This is a genomic window from Actinomadura violacea (assembly GCF_017573465.1).
GTDB classification, from domain to species: domain Bacteria; phylum Actinomycetota; class Actinomycetes; order Streptosporangiales; family Streptosporangiaceae; genus Spirillospora; species Spirillospora violacea.
Window position 1 is genome coordinate 236,649 of sequence record NZ_JAGEPF010000009.1, and the last position, 15,143, is coordinate 251,791.

The following is a 15,143-nucleotide window of genomic DNA, read 5'->3' on the forward strand; positions in this document are numbered from 1 at the left end:
CACGCCAGCCTAAAGCGGATCAACAGAAAACCCGAAGGCGCCCACCGCATCCTGAGACCCATGAACACCAACCGAGAGATCCGGCTGGCCTCCCGCCCCGCCGGCATGCCCGCCCGCGAGAACTTCACCCTGGCAGAGACCTCCGCGCCAGAACCCGCCCCAGGTCAGATCCTGGTCCGCAACACCTGGATGTCAGTGGACCCGTACATGCGCGGCCGAATGGACGACGCCCCGTCCTACATTCCGCCCTTCCAGCTGGGCGCCGCCTTGGAGGGGAGCGCGATCGGCGAGGTGGTCGCCTCGCGAAGCGAGACCGTCCCCACCGGCGCCACCGTGTCGCACTTCCTCGGCTGGCGGGAGTACGCCGTCATGGACGCCGCCGACGCCACCGTCGTCGACACCACGATCGCCCGCCCGCAGGACTACCTAGGCGCGCTGGGCACGACCGGCCTGACCGCCCACCTCGCCGTCACCGAGATCGCGCCGGTCCGGCCCGGCGACGTGGTCTTCGTCTCCGGCGCGGCCGGCGCGGTCGGCAGCGTCGCGGGCCAGATCGCCCGCGCGCTCGGCGCCGCCAAGGTGATCGGCTCGGCGGGCGGCCCCCGCAAGGCCGCGAAGGTCGTCGAGACCTTCGGCTTCGATGCCGCGATCGACTACCGTGCGGGCTCGCTGCCCGAGCGCCTCGCCGAGCACGCCCCCGACGGCATCGACGTCTACGTCGACAACGTCGGCGGCGACCATCTCGAGGCCGCCATCGGCGCCCTCAAGGCGCACGGCCGCGCCGCCCTCGTCGGCATGATCAGCCAGTACAACGCGACCGGCCCGGTCCCCGGCCCCCGCAACATCTATGACGTGGCCCTCAAGCGGCTCAACCTGCGCGGCGTGCTGGTGACGGACCACCTCGACCGCTTCCCCGACCACATCGCCAAGGCCGCCGCGTGGCTGACCGACGGAACCCTGCGCACCGAGGAGACGGTCATGGAGGGCCTGGACCGCGCCCCGGACGCCCTCCTCGGTGTCCTCAGCGGCGCCAACACCGGCAAGATGCTCGTCCACCTGGGGTGACACCATGACCACAAGCATGACCAAGGCCGAACGCGAGACGTTCCTGGCGGACACCCGCATCGGCATGCTCAGCGTCCCCGACGGCCGGGCGCCGCTCCTGGTCCCGATCTGGTACGCCTACGAACCCGGCGGCGACATCAGGATCAGCACACCGTCCACCAGCCGGAAGCTGACCCTCATCAAGCAGGCCGGCCAGGCGGGCTTCGCCGTCCAGCAGGAGGAGATGCCCTACAAGTTCGTCTCCGTGGACGGCCCCATAACCGGCTACGAACCCACCGACCCGGCCGAGTACCACCGCTGGTCGATCCGCTACCTGGGCCCCGCCGACGGCGAACGCTTCTTCGCCGCGATCGAGGAGACCCTCCCCCACTGGACCACGATCAGCATCCGCCCCACCCGCTGGCGCACCTTCGACTTCAGCAAGGAGTTCGCCTAACACCCCAGAGCAGCGAGCCCGCCAAGCAGGGCGCAGAGCACCAACCCGCACAAGCAGGGGCGAAAGCCCAAGGGGGCAAGGGGCGAAGCCCCAAAAGAGGGCGCAGAGCAAGAACCCGCACGAACGAAAGCGATGGGCGAAGCCCGAGCCCGGGGGCGTGGGGGCTGAGCCCCCACACCGGGGGGCTCGGGGGGTCGCCCCCCGGAAAACGGCGAAGGGCCCGTGGGGAAGCGCCGAAGGCGCGACCACACGGACCCTAGGACCCGTAGCGGGGGCAGGATTTGAACCTGCGACCTCTGGGTTATGAGCCCAGCGAGCTACCGAACTGCTCCACCCCGCGGTGATGACTCAACTGTATTGCATGGCGGGGGTTCGGCCAAATCGGCGGGTCACTTGGTGCAGGCGGGGACGGCGCCCTTGCCGGTGGTGATGGCGTTGACGGCCTGGATGGCGGTGTGGAGGGTGTCGGCGCGGACGAGGCGGAGGCCGGCGGGGCGGGCGCCGGCGGCTTCGGAGCAGTTCTTGGCGGGGGTGAGGAAGACGGTGGCGCCGGCGCGGCGGGCGGCGATCATCTTCTGCTGGATGCCGCCGATGGGGCTGACCTGGCCGTCGGGGTCGATCTCGCCGGTGCCGGCGATGAACTTGCCGGCGCTGAGGGGGCCGGGGGTGAGCTTGTCGTAGATGGCGAGGGCGAACATGAGGCCGGCGCTGGGGCCGCCGATGTCGCCGACGCTGATGTCGATCTTGAAGGGGAACTTGTACTGGTCGCCGAGGACGACGCCGACGACGGCGCGCTTGCCGGTGGGGTCGGCGACGGTGGTGAGGGTCTCGGTGGTCTGCTTGCCGCCGCGCTGGACGGTGAGGGAGACCTTGTCGCCGATCTTGCGCTTGGCCATGCTGCCGGTGACCTGGGCGGTGCTGGTGACCTTGGTGCCGTCGAGGGCGGTGACCTGGTCGCCGGGCTGGAGCTTGCCGTCGGCGGGGCGGCCCTTCTGGACGCCCTGGACGAGCACCTGGGTCTGCAGGGGGACGCCGAGTTCGTGCAGGGCGGCGGCTTTGGCGCTCTGCTGGGAGTCCTGCATCTGGCGGGTGTTCTCCTGGTCGACCTGCTTCTGGCTCTCGTCCTTGGGGAAGTAGAGCTCCTCGGGGACGATCGCGGTGTCGTGGTCGAGCCAGCCGCGCAGGGCGGTGAGGAGGTCGATGCGCCCGCCGGGGCCGCCGCGGTAGGTGACGGTGGTGAAGTTGAGGTGTCCCTCGTCGGGGTAGGTCTTGCGGCCGTCGATGGTGATGACCTGCTGACCCTTCTCGTTGGTGCCGAGGGTGTTGCTCGTCGGGCCGGGCATCAGCGCGATGTAGGGCACCGGCATGAGGGAGCCGACGAGGGCCAGCGCGAGGACGAGGACGCTCGCGACGGTGAGCGTGGCGGCACGACGAGACATGGTCGGAACTCTATGCGGACCGGGGGGCTCAGCAGGCCCCGACCCACTCGTCGGCGCCGTCGGCGAAGGTCTGGTGCTTCCAGATGGGCACCTGGGCCTTGAGGTCGTCGATCAGGCGGCGGCAGGCGTCGAAGGCTTCGGCGCGGTGGGGGCAGGACGCGGCGACGACGACGGCGAGGTCGCCGATGGCCAGGTCGCCGACGCGGTGGACGGCGGCGAGGGCGCGGACGGGGAAGTCGGCGGCGACCTTCTCCATGACGGCGAGGAGTTCGCGCTGGACGGTGGGGTGGGCACTGTAGGACAGGGCGCTGACGTCGCGGGCGTGGTCGTGGTCGCGGACGGTGCCGACGAACAGCGCGACGCCGCCGGCGGCGGGGTCGCCGACGGCGGCGAACACCTCGTCGACGGACAGGGGGGTGTCGCGGATCTCGGCGAGCCGGATGACGTTCCCGGCGGCGGCGCTGTCTTCGCTCACGTCCTGCAATCTACCTTTCTCCGGCGCCGCGGCCGGTGCCGAGTCCCGCCGATTCCGACCGGGCACCCGGCCGCCGGGGCCGGCACCGGCCACACCGGGCGGCGCCGCCGCGCCGCCGCCGTCCGCCGGGCTAGTGCGCGGCGCCGGGCTCGTCGGGGTCGAAGGTGGCGGCGAGGGCCTCGGCGAGAGCGGGGACGAGGTCGGGCCCGGCGAGGACCTCGTCGTCGGCGGCGTGGCGGCGCAGCCGCAGCGCGGAGTGCCGGGCGCCGTCCCGCAGCACTCCGACGATCATCCGGACGTCCTCGCGGTCGGGGTGGTTCGCCGCGTACTCGGCGGCCTCCGCCTCGCCCTCGGGGATCTCCTCCTCGGCCTCGGGGGGCAGCACGACCCGCTCGATCACCAGGGCGCAGCCCTCGACGGTGTCGGGCCAGGCGATGGCGGCGAGGGCGTCCTCGACGGCCGCCTTGTCGGGGAGGGCGGGCTGCTCCAGGGCGGCGAGGGTGTCGGCGTCGGGGGGCAGGCCGAGCTGGTCGGCGAGTTCGGGCTCGGCGCGGCGCAGCTCGGTGCTGCGGACGAGGGCGTAGAGGCGGGGCGCGGAGTCCCAGCCCTCCTGCGCGGAGTGGCGTTCGAGGTCCAGCACGACTTCTTCCAGAAGGCTCACGGGCCCCATCTTTCCCCGTCCGGGGCCCGGGAAATGCGGGAACCCCGGGGGTAGTCGGTAAGTTGCTTAGACAGCACCGGCCGGCGGCCGGTGGGCCGCGATCTCGATCGGAGGGGCAATTGGCCTTCCGGACTCCCGGTTCGGCGCGCCGGTTCGGCGCCGGCCGCACCCGGCTGATGCTGCCGGTACTGCTGGCGCTGGCGTTCCTGCTGGTCGCTTTCCTGGTCTTCACCGCGGTCTACACGAATCTGCTGTGGTACCGCTCGGTGGGCTTCTCGAAGGTCTACACGACGCAGTTGCGCGCCGAAGCCGTGCTGTTCTTCGGGTCCGGGCTGGTGATGTCGCTGGTCGTGGGCGCGAACGTGGTGGTGGCCTACCGGCTGCGCCCGGCGTACCGGCCGCTGTCGGTGGAGCAGCAGGGGCTGGAGCGGTACCGGTCGGTGATCGATCCGCGCAGGCGGCTGGTCTCGTCCGGGCTGCTGGCGCTGCTGGGCGTGCTGACGGGGTCGTCGGTGGCGGGCCAATGGCAGGTGTGGCTGGCGTTCCTGAACCGCACGCCGTTCGGTGTGAAGGACCCGCAGTTCCACAAGGACGTGTCGTTCTACGTCTTCACCTATCCGTTCCTGCGGCTGGTACTGGGCGTGGTGTTCGCGACGGTGATCCTGTCGTTCCTGGCCGCGGTGATGGTGCATTACCTGTACGGCGGGCTGCGGCTTCAGGGGCCGGGCGACAAGGCGAGCCCGCCCGCGCGCGCGCATCTGTCGGTCCTGGTGGGGCTTTTCGTGCTGCTGAAGGCGGTCGCGTACTGGCTGGACCGCTACGGGCTCGTCCATTCGGAGCGGGGCGTGACGACGGGCGCGTCCTATACGGACGTGAACGCGCTGCTACCGGCCAAGACGATCCTGGCCGTCATAGCGCTGCTGTGCGCGGTGATGTTCTTCAGCAACCTGCTGCGGCGCGGCATGATGCTGCCGGGCGTGGGCTTCACGCTGCTGGTGCTGTCGGCGATCCTGCTGGGCGGCGTGTACCCGCTGCTGATCCAGCAGTTCCAGGTGAAGCCCGACGAGCTGGCCAAGGAACGCAGGTACATCGAGCGCAACATCGACTTCACGCGGCGCGCGTACGGGGTGGGCGGCGCCCAGGTCGTTCCCTACGGGTCGGCGCCGGTGAGCGACCCGAAGCAGCTGCAGGCCGAGGCTAACGACCTCGGCGGCGTCCGCGTCCTCGACCCGAACGTGGTGGGCCCGACGTTCGAGCAGCTGCAGCGGATCCGGCCGTTCTACAAGTTCCCCGACACCCTGGACGTCGACCGGTACCCGGTGGACGGCAAGACCACCGACACGGTGGTGGCGCTGCGGGAGCTGTCGGGCGCGCCGTCGGGTCAGCGCAGCTGGGTGAAGGACCGGATGGTCTACACGCACGGCTACGGGTTCGTGTCGGCGTACGGCGACCAGATGGCGCAGGGCGGCAACCCCGACTTCATCACCCGCGACATGCCGGCCTCCGCCGGCCGGCAGATCCAGGTGGCCAAGCCGGAGATCTACTTCGGCGAGCGGTCGCCGCGCTACTCGGTGGTCGGCGGGAAGGGCCAGCGGGAGCTGGACTACCCCGACAACAGCCCGGACGACGGCCAGCAGAGCAACACCTACCACGGCAACGGCGGCGTCCCGATCGACTCGTTCTTCCACAAGCTGCTGTACTCGGCGAAGTTCCAGGACAAGAACCTGCTGCTGTCCGGCGCGATCAAGCAGGACGCGCAGCTCCTCTACGACCGGTCGCCGCGCGACCGGGTGCACAAGGCGGCGCCGTGGCTGACGCTGGACGGCGACCCGTACCCGGCGGTCGTGCAGGGCCGCATCCTGTGGATCGTGGACGGCTACACCACGTCCGGCGGCTACCCGTACTCGGAGCAGACGAGCCTGGGCGAGGCGACCCGCGACACCATCACCGACACGCGCTCGTCGGTGGCGCGGCAGGCCAACGACCACATCAACTACATGCGGAACTCGGTGAAGGCGACGGTGGACGCCTACAGCGGCGCCGTGCACCTGTACCAGTGGGACACCGAGGACCCGATCCTCAAGACGTGGATGAAGGTGTTCCCGAACACCGTCGAGAAGAAGTCGAGCATCAACAACGACCTGATGGCGCACTTCCGCTACCCGCAGGACCTGTTCAAGGTCCAGCGGCAGATCCTCACCAAGTACCACGTGACGGACCCGTCCGCGTTCTACAACGGCGAGGGCTTCTGGCAGGTGCCGCAGGACCCGACGACCCGAGGCCGGCTGCAGCCGCCGTACTACCAGAGCCTGAAGATGCCGGCGCCGTTCGGCGGCCCGGCCGCCTTCTCGCTCACGACCGTGTTCAACCCGCGCGGCAACCCGCAGCTGGCCGCGTTCATGGCGGTCGACTCCGATCCGTCCAGCAAGAACTACGGGCGGATCCAGATCCTGCAGATGCCGCGGGACGCGCAGCCGCCCGGCCCGGGCCAGGTGCAGAACTCGTTCGAGACGGACGGGCAGGTGAAGGGCGACCTGTTCGCGCTGAGACAGGGCGGGACGAAGACCGTCGCGGGGAACCTGCTGACGATCCCGTTCGGCGGGAGCCTGCTGTACGTCGAGCCGATGTACACCAAGGCGTCCGGCGGGAAGGAGCAGCAGCCGTACCCGCTGCTCGGCAAGGTGCTGGTGCAGTACGGCACCCGGATCGCGGCGGCGGGCACGTTCGAGGACGCGCTGAAGCAGGTCCTCGGCGGGACGGGCGCGCCCGCGGTGACGGGGTCCGGCTCGGGGGACGGCCGGCTGACCCCGCAGGAGCAGCAGGCGATCAACGACCTCCAGAAGGCCGTGACCGACTACGAGAAGGCCCAGCAGAAGAACGACTACACCGGCATGGGCGACGCCTGGAAGCGGATCAAGCGGGCGCAGGAGGCGCTGTCGGCGGCGCAGCAGGCCAACGCCAAGAAGCCGGCGCCGTCCGCGACGCCGACCCCGGACGCGACGGCCTCACCGCCCGCGACCCCGTCCCCGTCCGGCCCCGCCGAGGTCTCCACCGGCTGACGCCCCCGCCGCCGGACGCCCGCGCGCCCGGCGGCGGTCCGGCATCACGTCCGGGCCGCCCAGTCGCGGTTCAGCGGCGGCGCTTGCGGGCGCGGCGGATCGCGGCGGCGGCGCCGATCGCGGCGACGGTCGCGCCGGCCGCGGTCGCCATCGTGGCCTCCTTGCCGCCGACGCGGCGCCCGACCACGGCGTGCCGCCCGGCGGTCTCCTCCATCACCGCGCGCAGCGCGGCGGCGTTGTCGTGGCCCGGCTTCCAGCCCGCCGCGCGCAGCCGCGCGCAGTCGACCACCCACGGGTAGGCGACGTAGTGCAGTTCGGTGGCGGGCGCCGGGGTCATGCCGAGGCGGTGCAGCCGCTGCGCCATCCCGAACGTCAGCGCGGCGGGCAGCTCGAAGCTGCGCTTGCCGGTGATCTCGGTGACCTCCTCGGGGCCGAGCCAGCCCTCGCAGCCGACCGCGACCGGCCCGGTGATCTCGTCGGCGACGACCAGCTCCAGCGCGGACGCGAGGTCCTCGATGTGGCAGAACTGCCAGCCGGGCGTGCTGCCCTTCACCGACAGCAGCCGGGGCGCCTCGAAATGCCGGGTGACCACCGTGTCCACGCCGGGCCCGACCAGCGCGGCGGGCCGCACGACGGTGATCTCCAGGCCCGGGTGGGTGAGCGGCGCGGTGGCGGCCAGCTCCTCCATCTCCAGGTAGTCGCCCGCGATGCTGACGTTGGCCTCGGCGAGCAGCGGCGCGTCCTCGGGCAGCGGGACCTCGTTGCCGGGCCCGGCGCCGTACACCATGGCGCTGGTGACCAGCACCACCCGGCGGACCCGGGCCGCCGCGGCGGCGGTGACGACGGTCTGCGCGCCGCGCACGTTGTGGGTGCGGCGCTCCTTGGCGCCGACGTCCGGGGAGTGCTCGACGTCCAGGTTGACGATCACGTCGACGTCGGAGAGCCGGTTGGACAGCAGCGGGTCGCGGATGTCGACGACACGCCACGTGGCGCCGGTCACGTCGCCGCGGTGCCCGTCGATGGCGACGACCTTGCGGATGTCTTCCCGTTCGGCGAGCCGGGCGGCCAGCAGCCGTCCCGCCCCGGAGGCCGCGCCGGTGACGGCGACGACCGGAGCCTTGCTACGCCGAGGGCGAACCTTGCCCGTTGCCACGGAGGTGCCCCCTTCCTTGAGTACGCGACCTCGCCGGGACCGGCTAACGTTGCGGATATGAGCCCATCATGCATCCCAGGGGCGAACCGATGAGTGACACTCCCTTCGGCTTCAACCGTCCCGGCGACGGAGACGACGATCGTCCCCAGGATCCATTCAAGGGCATGGGCGGCGACATGGCGCAGTTCGCCGACATGCTGCACCGGTTCGCGGACATGATCGGCGCGCAGGGGCAGGGCGGCGCGTCCGGCGGCCCGCTGAACTGGGACCTGGCCAAGAACATCGCCCGCCACCAGGTGGTCGAGCAGGGCGACCCGTCGATCGTGGACGCCGAGCGGCGCCAGGTCGAGGAGGCGCTGCGGCTCGCCGACCTGTGGCTGGACGAGGGCACGACGCTGCCCGCCGGCATCCGGTCGCCGAAGGCGTGGAGCCGGTCGGAGTGGATCGAGCAGACGCTGCCGGTGTGGGCGAAGGTCTGCGACCCGATCGCGTCCCGCATGGTCGAGTCGATGGGCGGCGCGCTCGGCGGCGCCGGCGAGATGCCCGCCGAGATGCAGGCGATGGCCGGCCCGCTGATCGGGATGGTCAAGCAGATGGCGGGCGCGATGGTCGGCGGCCAGGCCGGGCAGGCGCTCGGCGCGCTGGCCCGCGAGGTGACCGGCTCGGCCGACGTGGGGCTGCCGCTGGCGCCCGACGGCGTCGGCGCGCTGCTGCCCGCCGGGGTCGAGGCGTTCGGCTCGGGCCTGGAGGTCTCCGACGACGAGGTCCGGCTGTACCTGGCGCTGCGGGAGGCCGCGCACCAGCGGCTGTTCGCGCACGTCCCGTGGCTGCGCGCGCACCTGCTCGGCGCCGTCGAGGAGTACGCGCGGGGCATCACCGTCGACCTGTCGGGCATCGAGCAGGCCGTGCAGGGGCTCGACCTGAGCAACCCGGAGGCGATCCAGGAGGCGCTGGGCGGCGAGATCCAGCTGCAGCCGGAGGAGACGCCCCGGCAGAAGGCGGCGCTGGCCCGGCTGGAGACCACGCTCGCGCTGGTCGAGGGCTGGGTCGACACGGTGGTCAACGAGGTGGCGCAGGGCCGGCTCCCGGGCTCGGTGAAGCTGGCCGAGGCGGTGCGGCGGCGCCGCGCGACGGGCGGCCCGGCGGAGCGGACGTTCGCGACGCTGGTCGGCCTGGAGCTGCGGCCGCGGCGGCTGCGCGAGGCGGCGGCGCTGTGGCGGACGCTGACGGAGGTGCGGGGCGCGGAGGGCCGCGACGCGGTCTGGGAGCACCCCGACCTGCTGCCGACGGCCGACGACCTCGACGACCCGGACGGCTTCGTGCACGGCCGGGAGATCGAGGGGCTGTCCGACCTCGACCTGACCAACCTGACCACGGCGGCCGAGGAGGACGCGCCCGCGGACTCCGGCGAGAAGCCCGATGACAAGCCCGGGGACGAGCCGGACGGCAAGCCCGACGACCCCGGCGAGGGCGGCGCCGGGCCGGGCGGCGAGGGGCCGCGGTCGTGAGCGGGACGCGCGTCCCGCACGGCGCGTCCCGGGTGAACGGCTGCCGGTACGAGCCGGGGTCGTCCACGAACGTGATCCGGCGGCGGGTCGCGCGGGAGAGCCTGTGCTGGCAGCGGCCCGTCGACCAGGAGCGGCGCCGCCGGCATCCGGCCAGCTCGCCCTACGCGCGCGCCAACCGGACGTGACGGCACCGCCCGCGGCGGCGCCCCTGTACGCCGACGCCTTCGAGGCGCTGTCGTCGTGGACGGCGCCGGATCCGGAGCAGGATCGGCTGCGGCGGGAGTTCCTGCGGCATCTGGAGGGGCATCCGGCGGACGGGGTGTGGCGGGAGTGCGCCGACGGGCACATCACGGCCAGCGCGGCGGTGCTCGACGCGTCCCGGTCCCGCGTCCTGCTGACGCTGCATTCCAAGGTCAAGGCGTGGCTGCAGCTCGGCGGGCACTGCGAGTCCGGTGACGCGACGCTGGCGGGCGCGGCGCTGCGGGAGGCGACGGAGGAGTCCGGCATCCCGGGCCTGCGGCCGCTGCCGGGGCCCGTCCAGCTGGACCGGCACCGGGTGCGCTGCCACCCGGAGGGCACGTGGCATCTGGACGTCCAGTACGTGATGATCGCGCCGGAGGGCGCCCGGCACGTGGTGTCGGACGAGTCGGACGATCTGGCCTGGTTCCCCGTGGACGCTCTGCCCGCGGACGCCGACGACGCCCTCCGCCGCCTGGTCGCCCGCGCGGTCGGCCGCTAGTCCGGGGCCCGGACTAGCGGAGCGGGGAGCCTTCCAGCAGGGCTCGCGTGTTCTCCCAGCCTTCCAGGCCGGGATCGAGAAGGCGCAGGTCGGCGGGGGTGCGGAGGCGGTGCCAGCCGGGTCCCTGCGGGACGAGCCCGGGTCGCGGCGCGGCGGCGCGCAGCCGCGCCAGCCCGTCCGGGACGTCGAGCGGGGCGCCGAGGTCGTCGAGGGCGGCGGCGAGCCAGCCGGGCAGGGGCAGCCGGGCGGCGAGCGCGACGAGCCCGTGGCCGCCGGCGGCCTGGCACGCGGCGGCGGGCGCGCTGCCGAGCGCGCGGAACAGCTTGCCGATCAGCAGCGGCGGCAGGTCGGGGGCGTCCGGCGCGATCAGCGCGGCCTCGCGCGCGCCGAGCGCGTGCAGGGCGGCGAACGCGGCGGCGGGGGCGGCTTCGTGGACGATCGGGGTGCCCGGCCAGGTGATCGTCTCGGCGGCGGCGGGGGTGTCCGGGGCGACGACGAGCGCGGCCGTGACGAACTCCAGCCCGGCGGCGACCTCGTAGACGTCCTCGAGCAGGGCCAGCCGGAACTCGGCGTCGTCCACCCCGGGGGGAGCGGCGGACGGGCCGGACGGGTCGAACGGCAGGACCGCGGCGACGCGGTCACCGGCCGGGGTCCCGGGCAAGGTCACCCGGCGGCCTCGTGGGCGAACCCGTCGCCGTGCAGGCCGTCGCCGTGGTGCATGCCGTCGTCGAGGGCGGGCTCCTCGTCGGGTGCGTCCGCCTCCATCGGCAGGTGCGCGGCGGCGGCGACGCCCTCGAGGTACCCGCGGGCCCGGTCGGCCTTGGGGTAGTTGCCGACGAGCTGCCAGAAGTCGCTGCCGTGCCCCGGGATCAGCAGGTGGGCCAGCTCGTGCACCAGCACGTAGTCGACGACCCAGGACGGCATGCCCCGCAGCCGGGTGGACAGCCGGATGGTGCCGTCGTCGGGGGTGCACGAGCCCCAGCGGGTGCGCTGGTTGTCGACCCACCGGACGCTGACCGGGTCGGCGCGGCCGTCCAGGTAGCGGCGGGACAGCTCGTGGGCGCGCGACTGGAGGGCGGCGTCGGAGGGGCGCCGGCGGCGTTCGCGCTCCTCCAGCCGTTCCAGGATGGTGGCGATCCACTGCTCCTCTTCGGCCTTGCTGAGCCTGGAGGGCACCATCACCACCACCTTGTCCCCGTCGCGGTAGGCGGACACGGTCCGGCGGCGCCTGGTGCTGCGGCGGACCTCAACGTTAGGGGGCACGGCGCAACCGTACCCAAAATTTTGCGTCCTCCACAGGGGGTGTTTGACGTCAGCGCAGGTCAGAGCCCATCTTTTGGTGGACGGTCAGGGGCTTTCCACAACCTGCTCAAGCGCCGGTGAAGCGGGCGGGACGCTTCTCCCGCTGGGCCGTCAGCCCTTCGATCATGTCCTCGGACGCCATGGTGACGGGCTGGGCGAGCGATTCCCAGCGCAGCGCGGCGTCCATGTCGGCGTGCCCGCCGCCGGCGAGGGCGACCTTGGTGAGCCGGGTGGCGATGGGCGCGTTGGCGGCGATCCGCTCGGCGGTCTTCAGGGTCTCGGCGAGCACGTCCGCGCGCGGGAACGCCTGGTTGACCAGGCCGTGCCGTTCGGCCTCGGCGCCGGTGAGGACGCGTCCGGCCAGCAGCATCTCGCGGGCCAGCGGCAACCCGGCGACCTCGGGGAACAGCCAGGTGGCGGCCATGCCGGGGTGCAGGCCGAGCGCGGTGAACGGGGCGAGCAGCTTGGCGTCGTCGGCGGCGTAGCGCAGGTCGCAGGCGAGGGCGAGGCACAGCCCGGCGCCGACGGCGTGCCCGTTGACGGCGGCGATGGTGGGGACTTCGAGGCTCCGGATCGTCAGCCACGTCCGGTAGAACTCGAGCATGCGGTCGCGGAGCGCGGGGACGGCGACGGCGTTGGTGTCGGCCAGCCAGGAGAGGTCGCCGCCGGAACTGAACGCGGTGCCGGCGCCGGTGAGCACCACGCAGCGCAGCCCGGTGTCGCCGCGCAGGTCCGCGATGGCCTGCTTGTACGCGGCGGTCATCTCGTCGGACATCGCGTTGCGCCGGCCGGGGTCGTTCAGCGTCAGGACGGCGACCCCGTCGGGACGGCGCTCGACCCGCAGCACCTCGGACTGTTCTCCGGACATGGCTCCGCACCGTACCGTGCGGCGCCCCCGCCGCGTCCACGCGCCCCCTCCAGGGGCCGGATCTCGGCTGTGCCGGGCCGCGCGAAACGCGTGAGAAAGCGCACACTTACCACGGAAGTGCAGGTCACAGCGTCCTGTTCCGCCGCGAGTCGGGATTTGCTTCCCGGTCGTTGTGGCGCGAACGACAGCGGATCACCGACAATGGTCCGCGTGAGCGATCTTCCCCGCCGCGCGGTGACGCGGTCAGCAAAGCTGGCGTCCCTCCCCCTCGGCTTCGCGGGGCGCACCGCCCTCGGCATCGGGAAGCGGACCATCGGCCGGCCCGCCGAGGCCGTCGCCATGGAGATCCAGACGCGCACCGCCGAGCAGCTGTTCAAGGTGCTCGGCGAGCTCAAGGGCGGCGCGATGAAGCTCGGCCAGATGCTGTCGATCTTCGAGGCGGCGCTGCCGCCGGAGATCGCCGGGCCGTACCGCGCCACCCTCACCCGGCTGCAGGAGGCCGCTCCCCCGCTGCCCGCCTCGGCCGTCCACAAGGTCCTCGCCGAGGCGCTCGGCGAGGACTGGCGCGACGGCTTCGAGTCGTTCGACGACAAGCCGGCCGCCGCCGCGTCCATCGGCCAGGTGCACCGCGCCGTGTGGTCCGACGGCCGCGAGGTCGCGGTCAAGGTGCAGTACCCCGGCGCCGGCAAGGCGCTGATCAGCGACTTCAACCAGCTCGCCCGACTCGGCCGGCTGTTCGGCATCCTCATGCCGGGCCTGGACGTCAAGTCGATGCTGGCCGAGCTGAAGGAACGGGTCGTCGAGGAGCTCGACTACACCATCGAGGCCGAGTCCCAGACGATCATCCGGGACGCCTACGCCGACGACCCCGACTTCTACATCCCCGAGGTGATCGCCCAGTCCGGCGACGTGCTGGTCACCGAGTGGATGGAGGGCACCCCGCTCTCGAAGATCATCAGCGACGGCGACCAGGAGACCCGCAACCACGCGGCGCTGCTGTACTGCCGGTTCCTGCTGTCGGGGCCGAAGCGGTCCGGGATGCTGCACGGCGACCCGCACCCCGGCAACTTCCGGCTGCTGGACGACGGCCGGCTCGGCGTCCTGGACTTCGGCGCCGTCGACCGCATCCCCGGCGGCTTCCAGAAGCGGCTCGGGCTGCTGCTGCGGATCGGCACGATGGCCGACATCGACGAGATCGAGGACGCCCTGCGCGACGAGGACTTCATCCGCGAGGGCGTGGACGTCGACGCCGAGGCGCTGCAGGGGTTCCTCGCGCCCATCACCGAGCCGTTCGTCACCGAGACGTTCAAGTTCAACCGCGAGTGGCTGCGCGACATGGCCGCCCGCGTCACCGACCTGCGGCCGACCAACGTCGTCCGGCAGCTCAACCTGCCGCCCGAGTACGTGATCATCCACCGGGTGCTGTCGGCGGGCACCGGCGTGCTGTGCCAGCTGGAGTGCGAGATCCCGGCCCGCGCCGAGTCGCTGAAGTGGGTGCCCGGCTTCGCCGACGACGAGGACGGCGAACTCGTCACCGGCTGACCGGCGCCTGGAGCGGAGCGCCAGCGGAACGGAAGGCGACGGTCAGCCGCTTTTGCCAGGGGGCGTGGGGCCCCCACCGGAATGCTGACGGGCGCCTAAAGGCTGGAAGAACGACGGGGCCCCGCCCGCGCTGATGAGGCGCGGGCGGGGCCCGTCGCGGTGCGTCCGGCAAGTGGGGGGCCGGTGCACCGGTGTCCGCCGGGAGGCGCGTCCCGAAATTTTCCGGTGGCGCCCGCCGAAACCATCCAAGAAGCGGCGGGCGGACGGCCTGCCACCGGCGGACCGGAGGTGGTCGTCAGTCGCGGGATGAGGTCGGCGCGAGCAGCACGCGCCGCACCCGCGACGCCCTCGTCTGCGCCTCCCGCCGCGCGCGCCGCAGGGCGCGCACGCGGGCGGCGAGCTCGTCGGGCGCGGTCGCGGGTATTCGCTCCCGGGACAGGTCCTGGCTGAGCAATGTCATCTCGTTCTCCCTCGCCGCCCGCAGGCGGGGTCCCCGCGCGGGGACCGCGCCTGCGGGTTCGATCCGGCTGAGCGTCGGTGCGGTCGGCATCAGGGCCTCACACGGCCGCTTCGTCCGGGAGCGGGTGCTTGCGCGGGCGGCCGCGGGGCCGCTTGCGCGCGACGATCACGCCGCGGACGAACAGCTCGCCGCCCCACACCCCCCACGGCTCCTTGCGCTCGAGCGCGCCGGCGAGGCACTCCTTGCGGAGCGGGCACTCCAGGCACAGCGCCTTGGCGAGCTCGACGTCGGCGGGCGCCTCGGCGAAGAACAGCTCGGGGTCGGTCCGGCACGGAAGAGTGAGGTCCTCCTCGCTGATGGCGAGAGCCCCCTGCATCACAGTCACCCTGGTTCCTCTCGTTGGATCTCAACGGGCGTGTCGGTTGGGTCGTCCGGG

Annotated in this window: 16 protein-coding genes and 1 tRNA gene; 7 read left to right on the forward strand and 10 right to left on the reverse strand. The window is 72.7% G+C overall.

Going from position 1 to position 15,143, the window contains the following annotated elements:
- The first annotated feature begins 60 nt into the window (after positions 1-60).
- Both J4709_RS15965 and J4709_RS15970 read left to right on the forward strand, forming a co-directional pair.
- The gene (locus tag J4709_RS15965; RefSeq protein WP_208241396.1) at positions 61-1,065 is read left to right on the forward strand and encodes an NADP-dependent oxidoreductase; all 1,005 of its coding nucleotides are present in this window, start codon (positions 61-63) and stop codon (positions 1,063-1,065) included.
- Positions 1,066-1,069: 4 nt separating this feature from the next.
- The gene (locus tag J4709_RS15970; protein ID WP_208241398.1) at positions 1,070-1,501 is read left to right on the forward strand and encodes a pyridoxamine 5'-phosphate oxidase family protein; all 432 of its coding nucleotides are present in this window, start codon (positions 1,070-1,072) and stop codon (positions 1,499-1,501) included.
- Between the two features lie 266 nt (positions 1,502-1,767).
- On the opposite strand, the gene J4709_RS15975 is transcribed toward J4709_RS15970, so the two are convergent.
- The 4 genes from J4709_RS15975 to J4709_RS15990 all read right to left on the reverse strand — a co-directional run bounded on the left by J4709_RS15975 (position 1,768) and on the right by J4709_RS15990 (position 4,085).
- Positions 1,768-1,841, reverse strand: a tRNA-Met gene (locus J4709_RS15975).
- A gap of 49 nt (positions 1,842-1,890) precedes the next feature.
- On the reverse strand, positions 1,891-2,940 hold the full coding sequence (locus tag J4709_RS15980; protein ID WP_208241400.1) for a YlbL family protein: 1,050 nt from the start codon (positions 2,938-2,940) through the stop codon (positions 1,891-1,893).
- Between the two features lie 28 nt (positions 2,941-2,968).
- Positions 2,969-3,415, reverse strand: a complete 447-nt coding sequence (locus J4709_RS15985; RefSeq protein WP_208241401.1) for a molybdenum cofactor biosynthesis protein MoaE — start codon at positions 3,413-3,415, stop codon at positions 2,969-2,971.
- 130 nt (positions 3,416-3,545) lie between these two features.
- Positions 3,546-4,085: a PPA1309 family protein gene (locus tag J4709_RS15990; RefSeq protein WP_208241403.1), complete on the reverse strand. Its 540-nt coding sequence runs from the start codon at positions 4,083-4,085 to the stop codon at positions 3,546-3,548.
- A 110-nt stretch (positions 4,086-4,195) separates the two neighbouring features.
- Between J4709_RS15990 and J4709_RS15995 the strand changes: the two genes are divergently transcribed.
- Positions 4,196-7,135, forward strand: coding sequence for a UPF0182 family membrane protein (locus J4709_RS15995; protein WP_208241405.1), 2,940 nt, complete (start codon positions 4,196-4,198; stop codon positions 7,133-7,135).
- Between the two features lie 70 nt (positions 7,136-7,205).
- On the opposite strand, the gene J4709_RS16000 is transcribed toward J4709_RS15995, so the two are convergent.
- Positions 7,206-8,288: an NAD-dependent epimerase/dehydratase family protein gene (locus tag J4709_RS16000; protein WP_208241407.1), complete on the reverse strand. Its 1,083-nt coding sequence runs from the start codon at positions 8,286-8,288 to the stop codon at positions 7,206-7,208.
- Positions 8,289-8,377: 89 nt separating this feature from the next.
- On the opposite strand from J4709_RS16000, the gene J4709_RS16005 reads away from it, so the two are divergent.
- Genes J4709_RS16005 through J4709_RS53335 form a run of 3 tightly spaced genes read left to right on the forward strand, consistent with a single transcriptional unit; the run spans position 8,378 to position 10,535 of the window.
- Positions 8,378-9,796, forward strand: a complete 1,419-nt coding sequence (locus J4709_RS16005) for a zinc-dependent metalloprotease (protein WP_208241409.1) — start codon at positions 8,378-8,380, stop codon at positions 9,794-9,796.
- The gene (locus J4709_RS53330; protein ID WP_173099227.1) at positions 9,793-9,981 is read left to right on the forward strand and encodes a hypothetical protein; all 189 of its coding nucleotides are present in this window, start codon (positions 9,793-9,795) and stop codon (positions 9,979-9,981) included. The genes J4709_RS16005 and J4709_RS53330 overlap by 4 nt, the downstream gene beginning before the upstream one ends.
- Positions 9,978-10,535 (forward strand): NUDIX hydrolase, encoded by a 558-nt coding sequence (locus tag J4709_RS53335; RefSeq protein WP_307801274.1) that lies wholly within the window; start codon positions 9,978-9,980, stop codon positions 10,533-10,535. Before J4709_RS53330 ends, J4709_RS53335 begins: the two co-directional genes overlap by 4 nt.
- 13 nt (positions 10,536-10,548) lie before the next feature.
- Here the strand turns inward: J4709_RS53335 and J4709_RS16015 are convergent, their stop codons facing one another.
- The 3 genes from J4709_RS16015 to J4709_RS16025 all read right to left on the reverse strand — a co-directional run bounded on the left by J4709_RS16015 (position 10,549) and on the right by J4709_RS16025 (position 12,705).
- The gene (locus J4709_RS16015) at positions 10,549-11,202 is read right to left on the reverse strand and encodes a hypothetical protein (RefSeq protein WP_307801275.1); all 654 of its coding nucleotides are present in this window, start codon (positions 11,200-11,202) and stop codon (positions 10,549-10,551) included.
- A complete protein-coding gene (locus J4709_RS16020) occupies positions 11,199-11,750 on the reverse strand; it encodes a M48 metallopeptidase family protein (protein ID WP_173101657.1) in 552 nt (183 codons plus the stop codon). Before J4709_RS16020 ends, J4709_RS16015 begins: the two co-directional genes overlap by 4 nt.
- Positions 11,751-11,904: 154 nt before the next feature.
- Entirely contained in the window at positions 11,905-12,705 is an 801-nt protein-coding gene (locus tag J4709_RS16025) for an enoyl-CoA hydratase/isomerase family protein (RefSeq protein ID WP_208241413.1), read from the reverse strand.
- Positions 12,706-12,915: 210 nt separating this feature from the next.
- On the opposite strand from J4709_RS16025, the gene J4709_RS16030 reads away from it, so the two are divergent.
- On the forward strand, positions 12,916-14,247 hold the full coding sequence (locus tag J4709_RS16030; RefSeq protein ID WP_307801276.1) for an ABC1 kinase family protein: 1,332 nt from the start codon (positions 12,916-12,918) through the stop codon (positions 14,245-14,247).
- A gap of 295 nt (positions 14,248-14,542) precedes the next feature.
- On the opposite strand, the gene J4709_RS16035 is transcribed toward J4709_RS16030, so the two are convergent.
- The gene (locus J4709_RS16035) at positions 14,543-14,707 is read right to left on the reverse strand and encodes a hypothetical protein (protein WP_208241417.1); all 165 of its coding nucleotides are present in this window, start codon (positions 14,705-14,707) and stop codon (positions 14,543-14,545) included.
- A 97-nt stretch (positions 14,708-14,804) separates the two neighbouring features.
- Entirely contained in the window at positions 14,805-15,083 is a 279-nt protein-coding gene (locus J4709_RS16040; protein WP_173099222.1) for a WhiB family transcriptional regulator, read from the reverse strand.
- Positions 15,084-15,143 lie beyond the last annotated feature (60 nt).

What these genes read in the sequence shown, in the direction of transcription:
- J4709_RS15965 (WP_208241396.1), top strand. Translation starts at nt 61, where the DNA reads ATGAACACCAACCGAGAGATCCGGCTGGCCTCCCGCCCCGCCGGCATG.
- J4709_RS15970 (WP_208241398.1), top strand. Translation starts at nt 1,070, where the DNA reads ATGACCACAAGCATGACCAAGGCCGAACGCGAGACGTTCCTGGCGGAC.
- J4709_RS15980 (WP_208241400.1), bottom strand. Translation starts at nt 2,940, where the DNA reads ATGTCTCGTCGTGCCGCCACGCTCACCGTCGCGAGCGTCCTCGTCCTC.
- J4709_RS15990 (WP_208241403.1), bottom strand. Translation starts at nt 4,085, where the DNA reads ATGGGGCCCGTGAGCCTTCTGGAAGAAGTCGTGCTGGACCTCGAACGC.
- J4709_RS16005 (WP_208241409.1), top strand. Translation starts at nt 8,378, where the DNA reads ATGAGTGACACTCCCTTCGGCTTCAACCGTCCCGGCGACGGAGACGAC.
- J4709_RS16025 (WP_208241413.1), bottom strand. Translation starts at nt 12,705, where the DNA reads ATGTCCGGAGAACAGTCCGAGGTGCTGCGGGTCGAGCGCCGTCCCGAC.
- J4709_RS16035 (WP_208241417.1), bottom strand. Translation starts at nt 14,707, where the DNA reads ATGACATTGCTCAGCCAGGACCTGTCCCGGGAGCGAATACCCGCGACC.
- J4709_RS16040 (WP_173099222.1), bottom strand. Translation starts at nt 15,083, where the DNA reads ATGCAGGGGGCTCTCGCCATCAGCGAGGAGGACCTCACTCTTCCGTGC.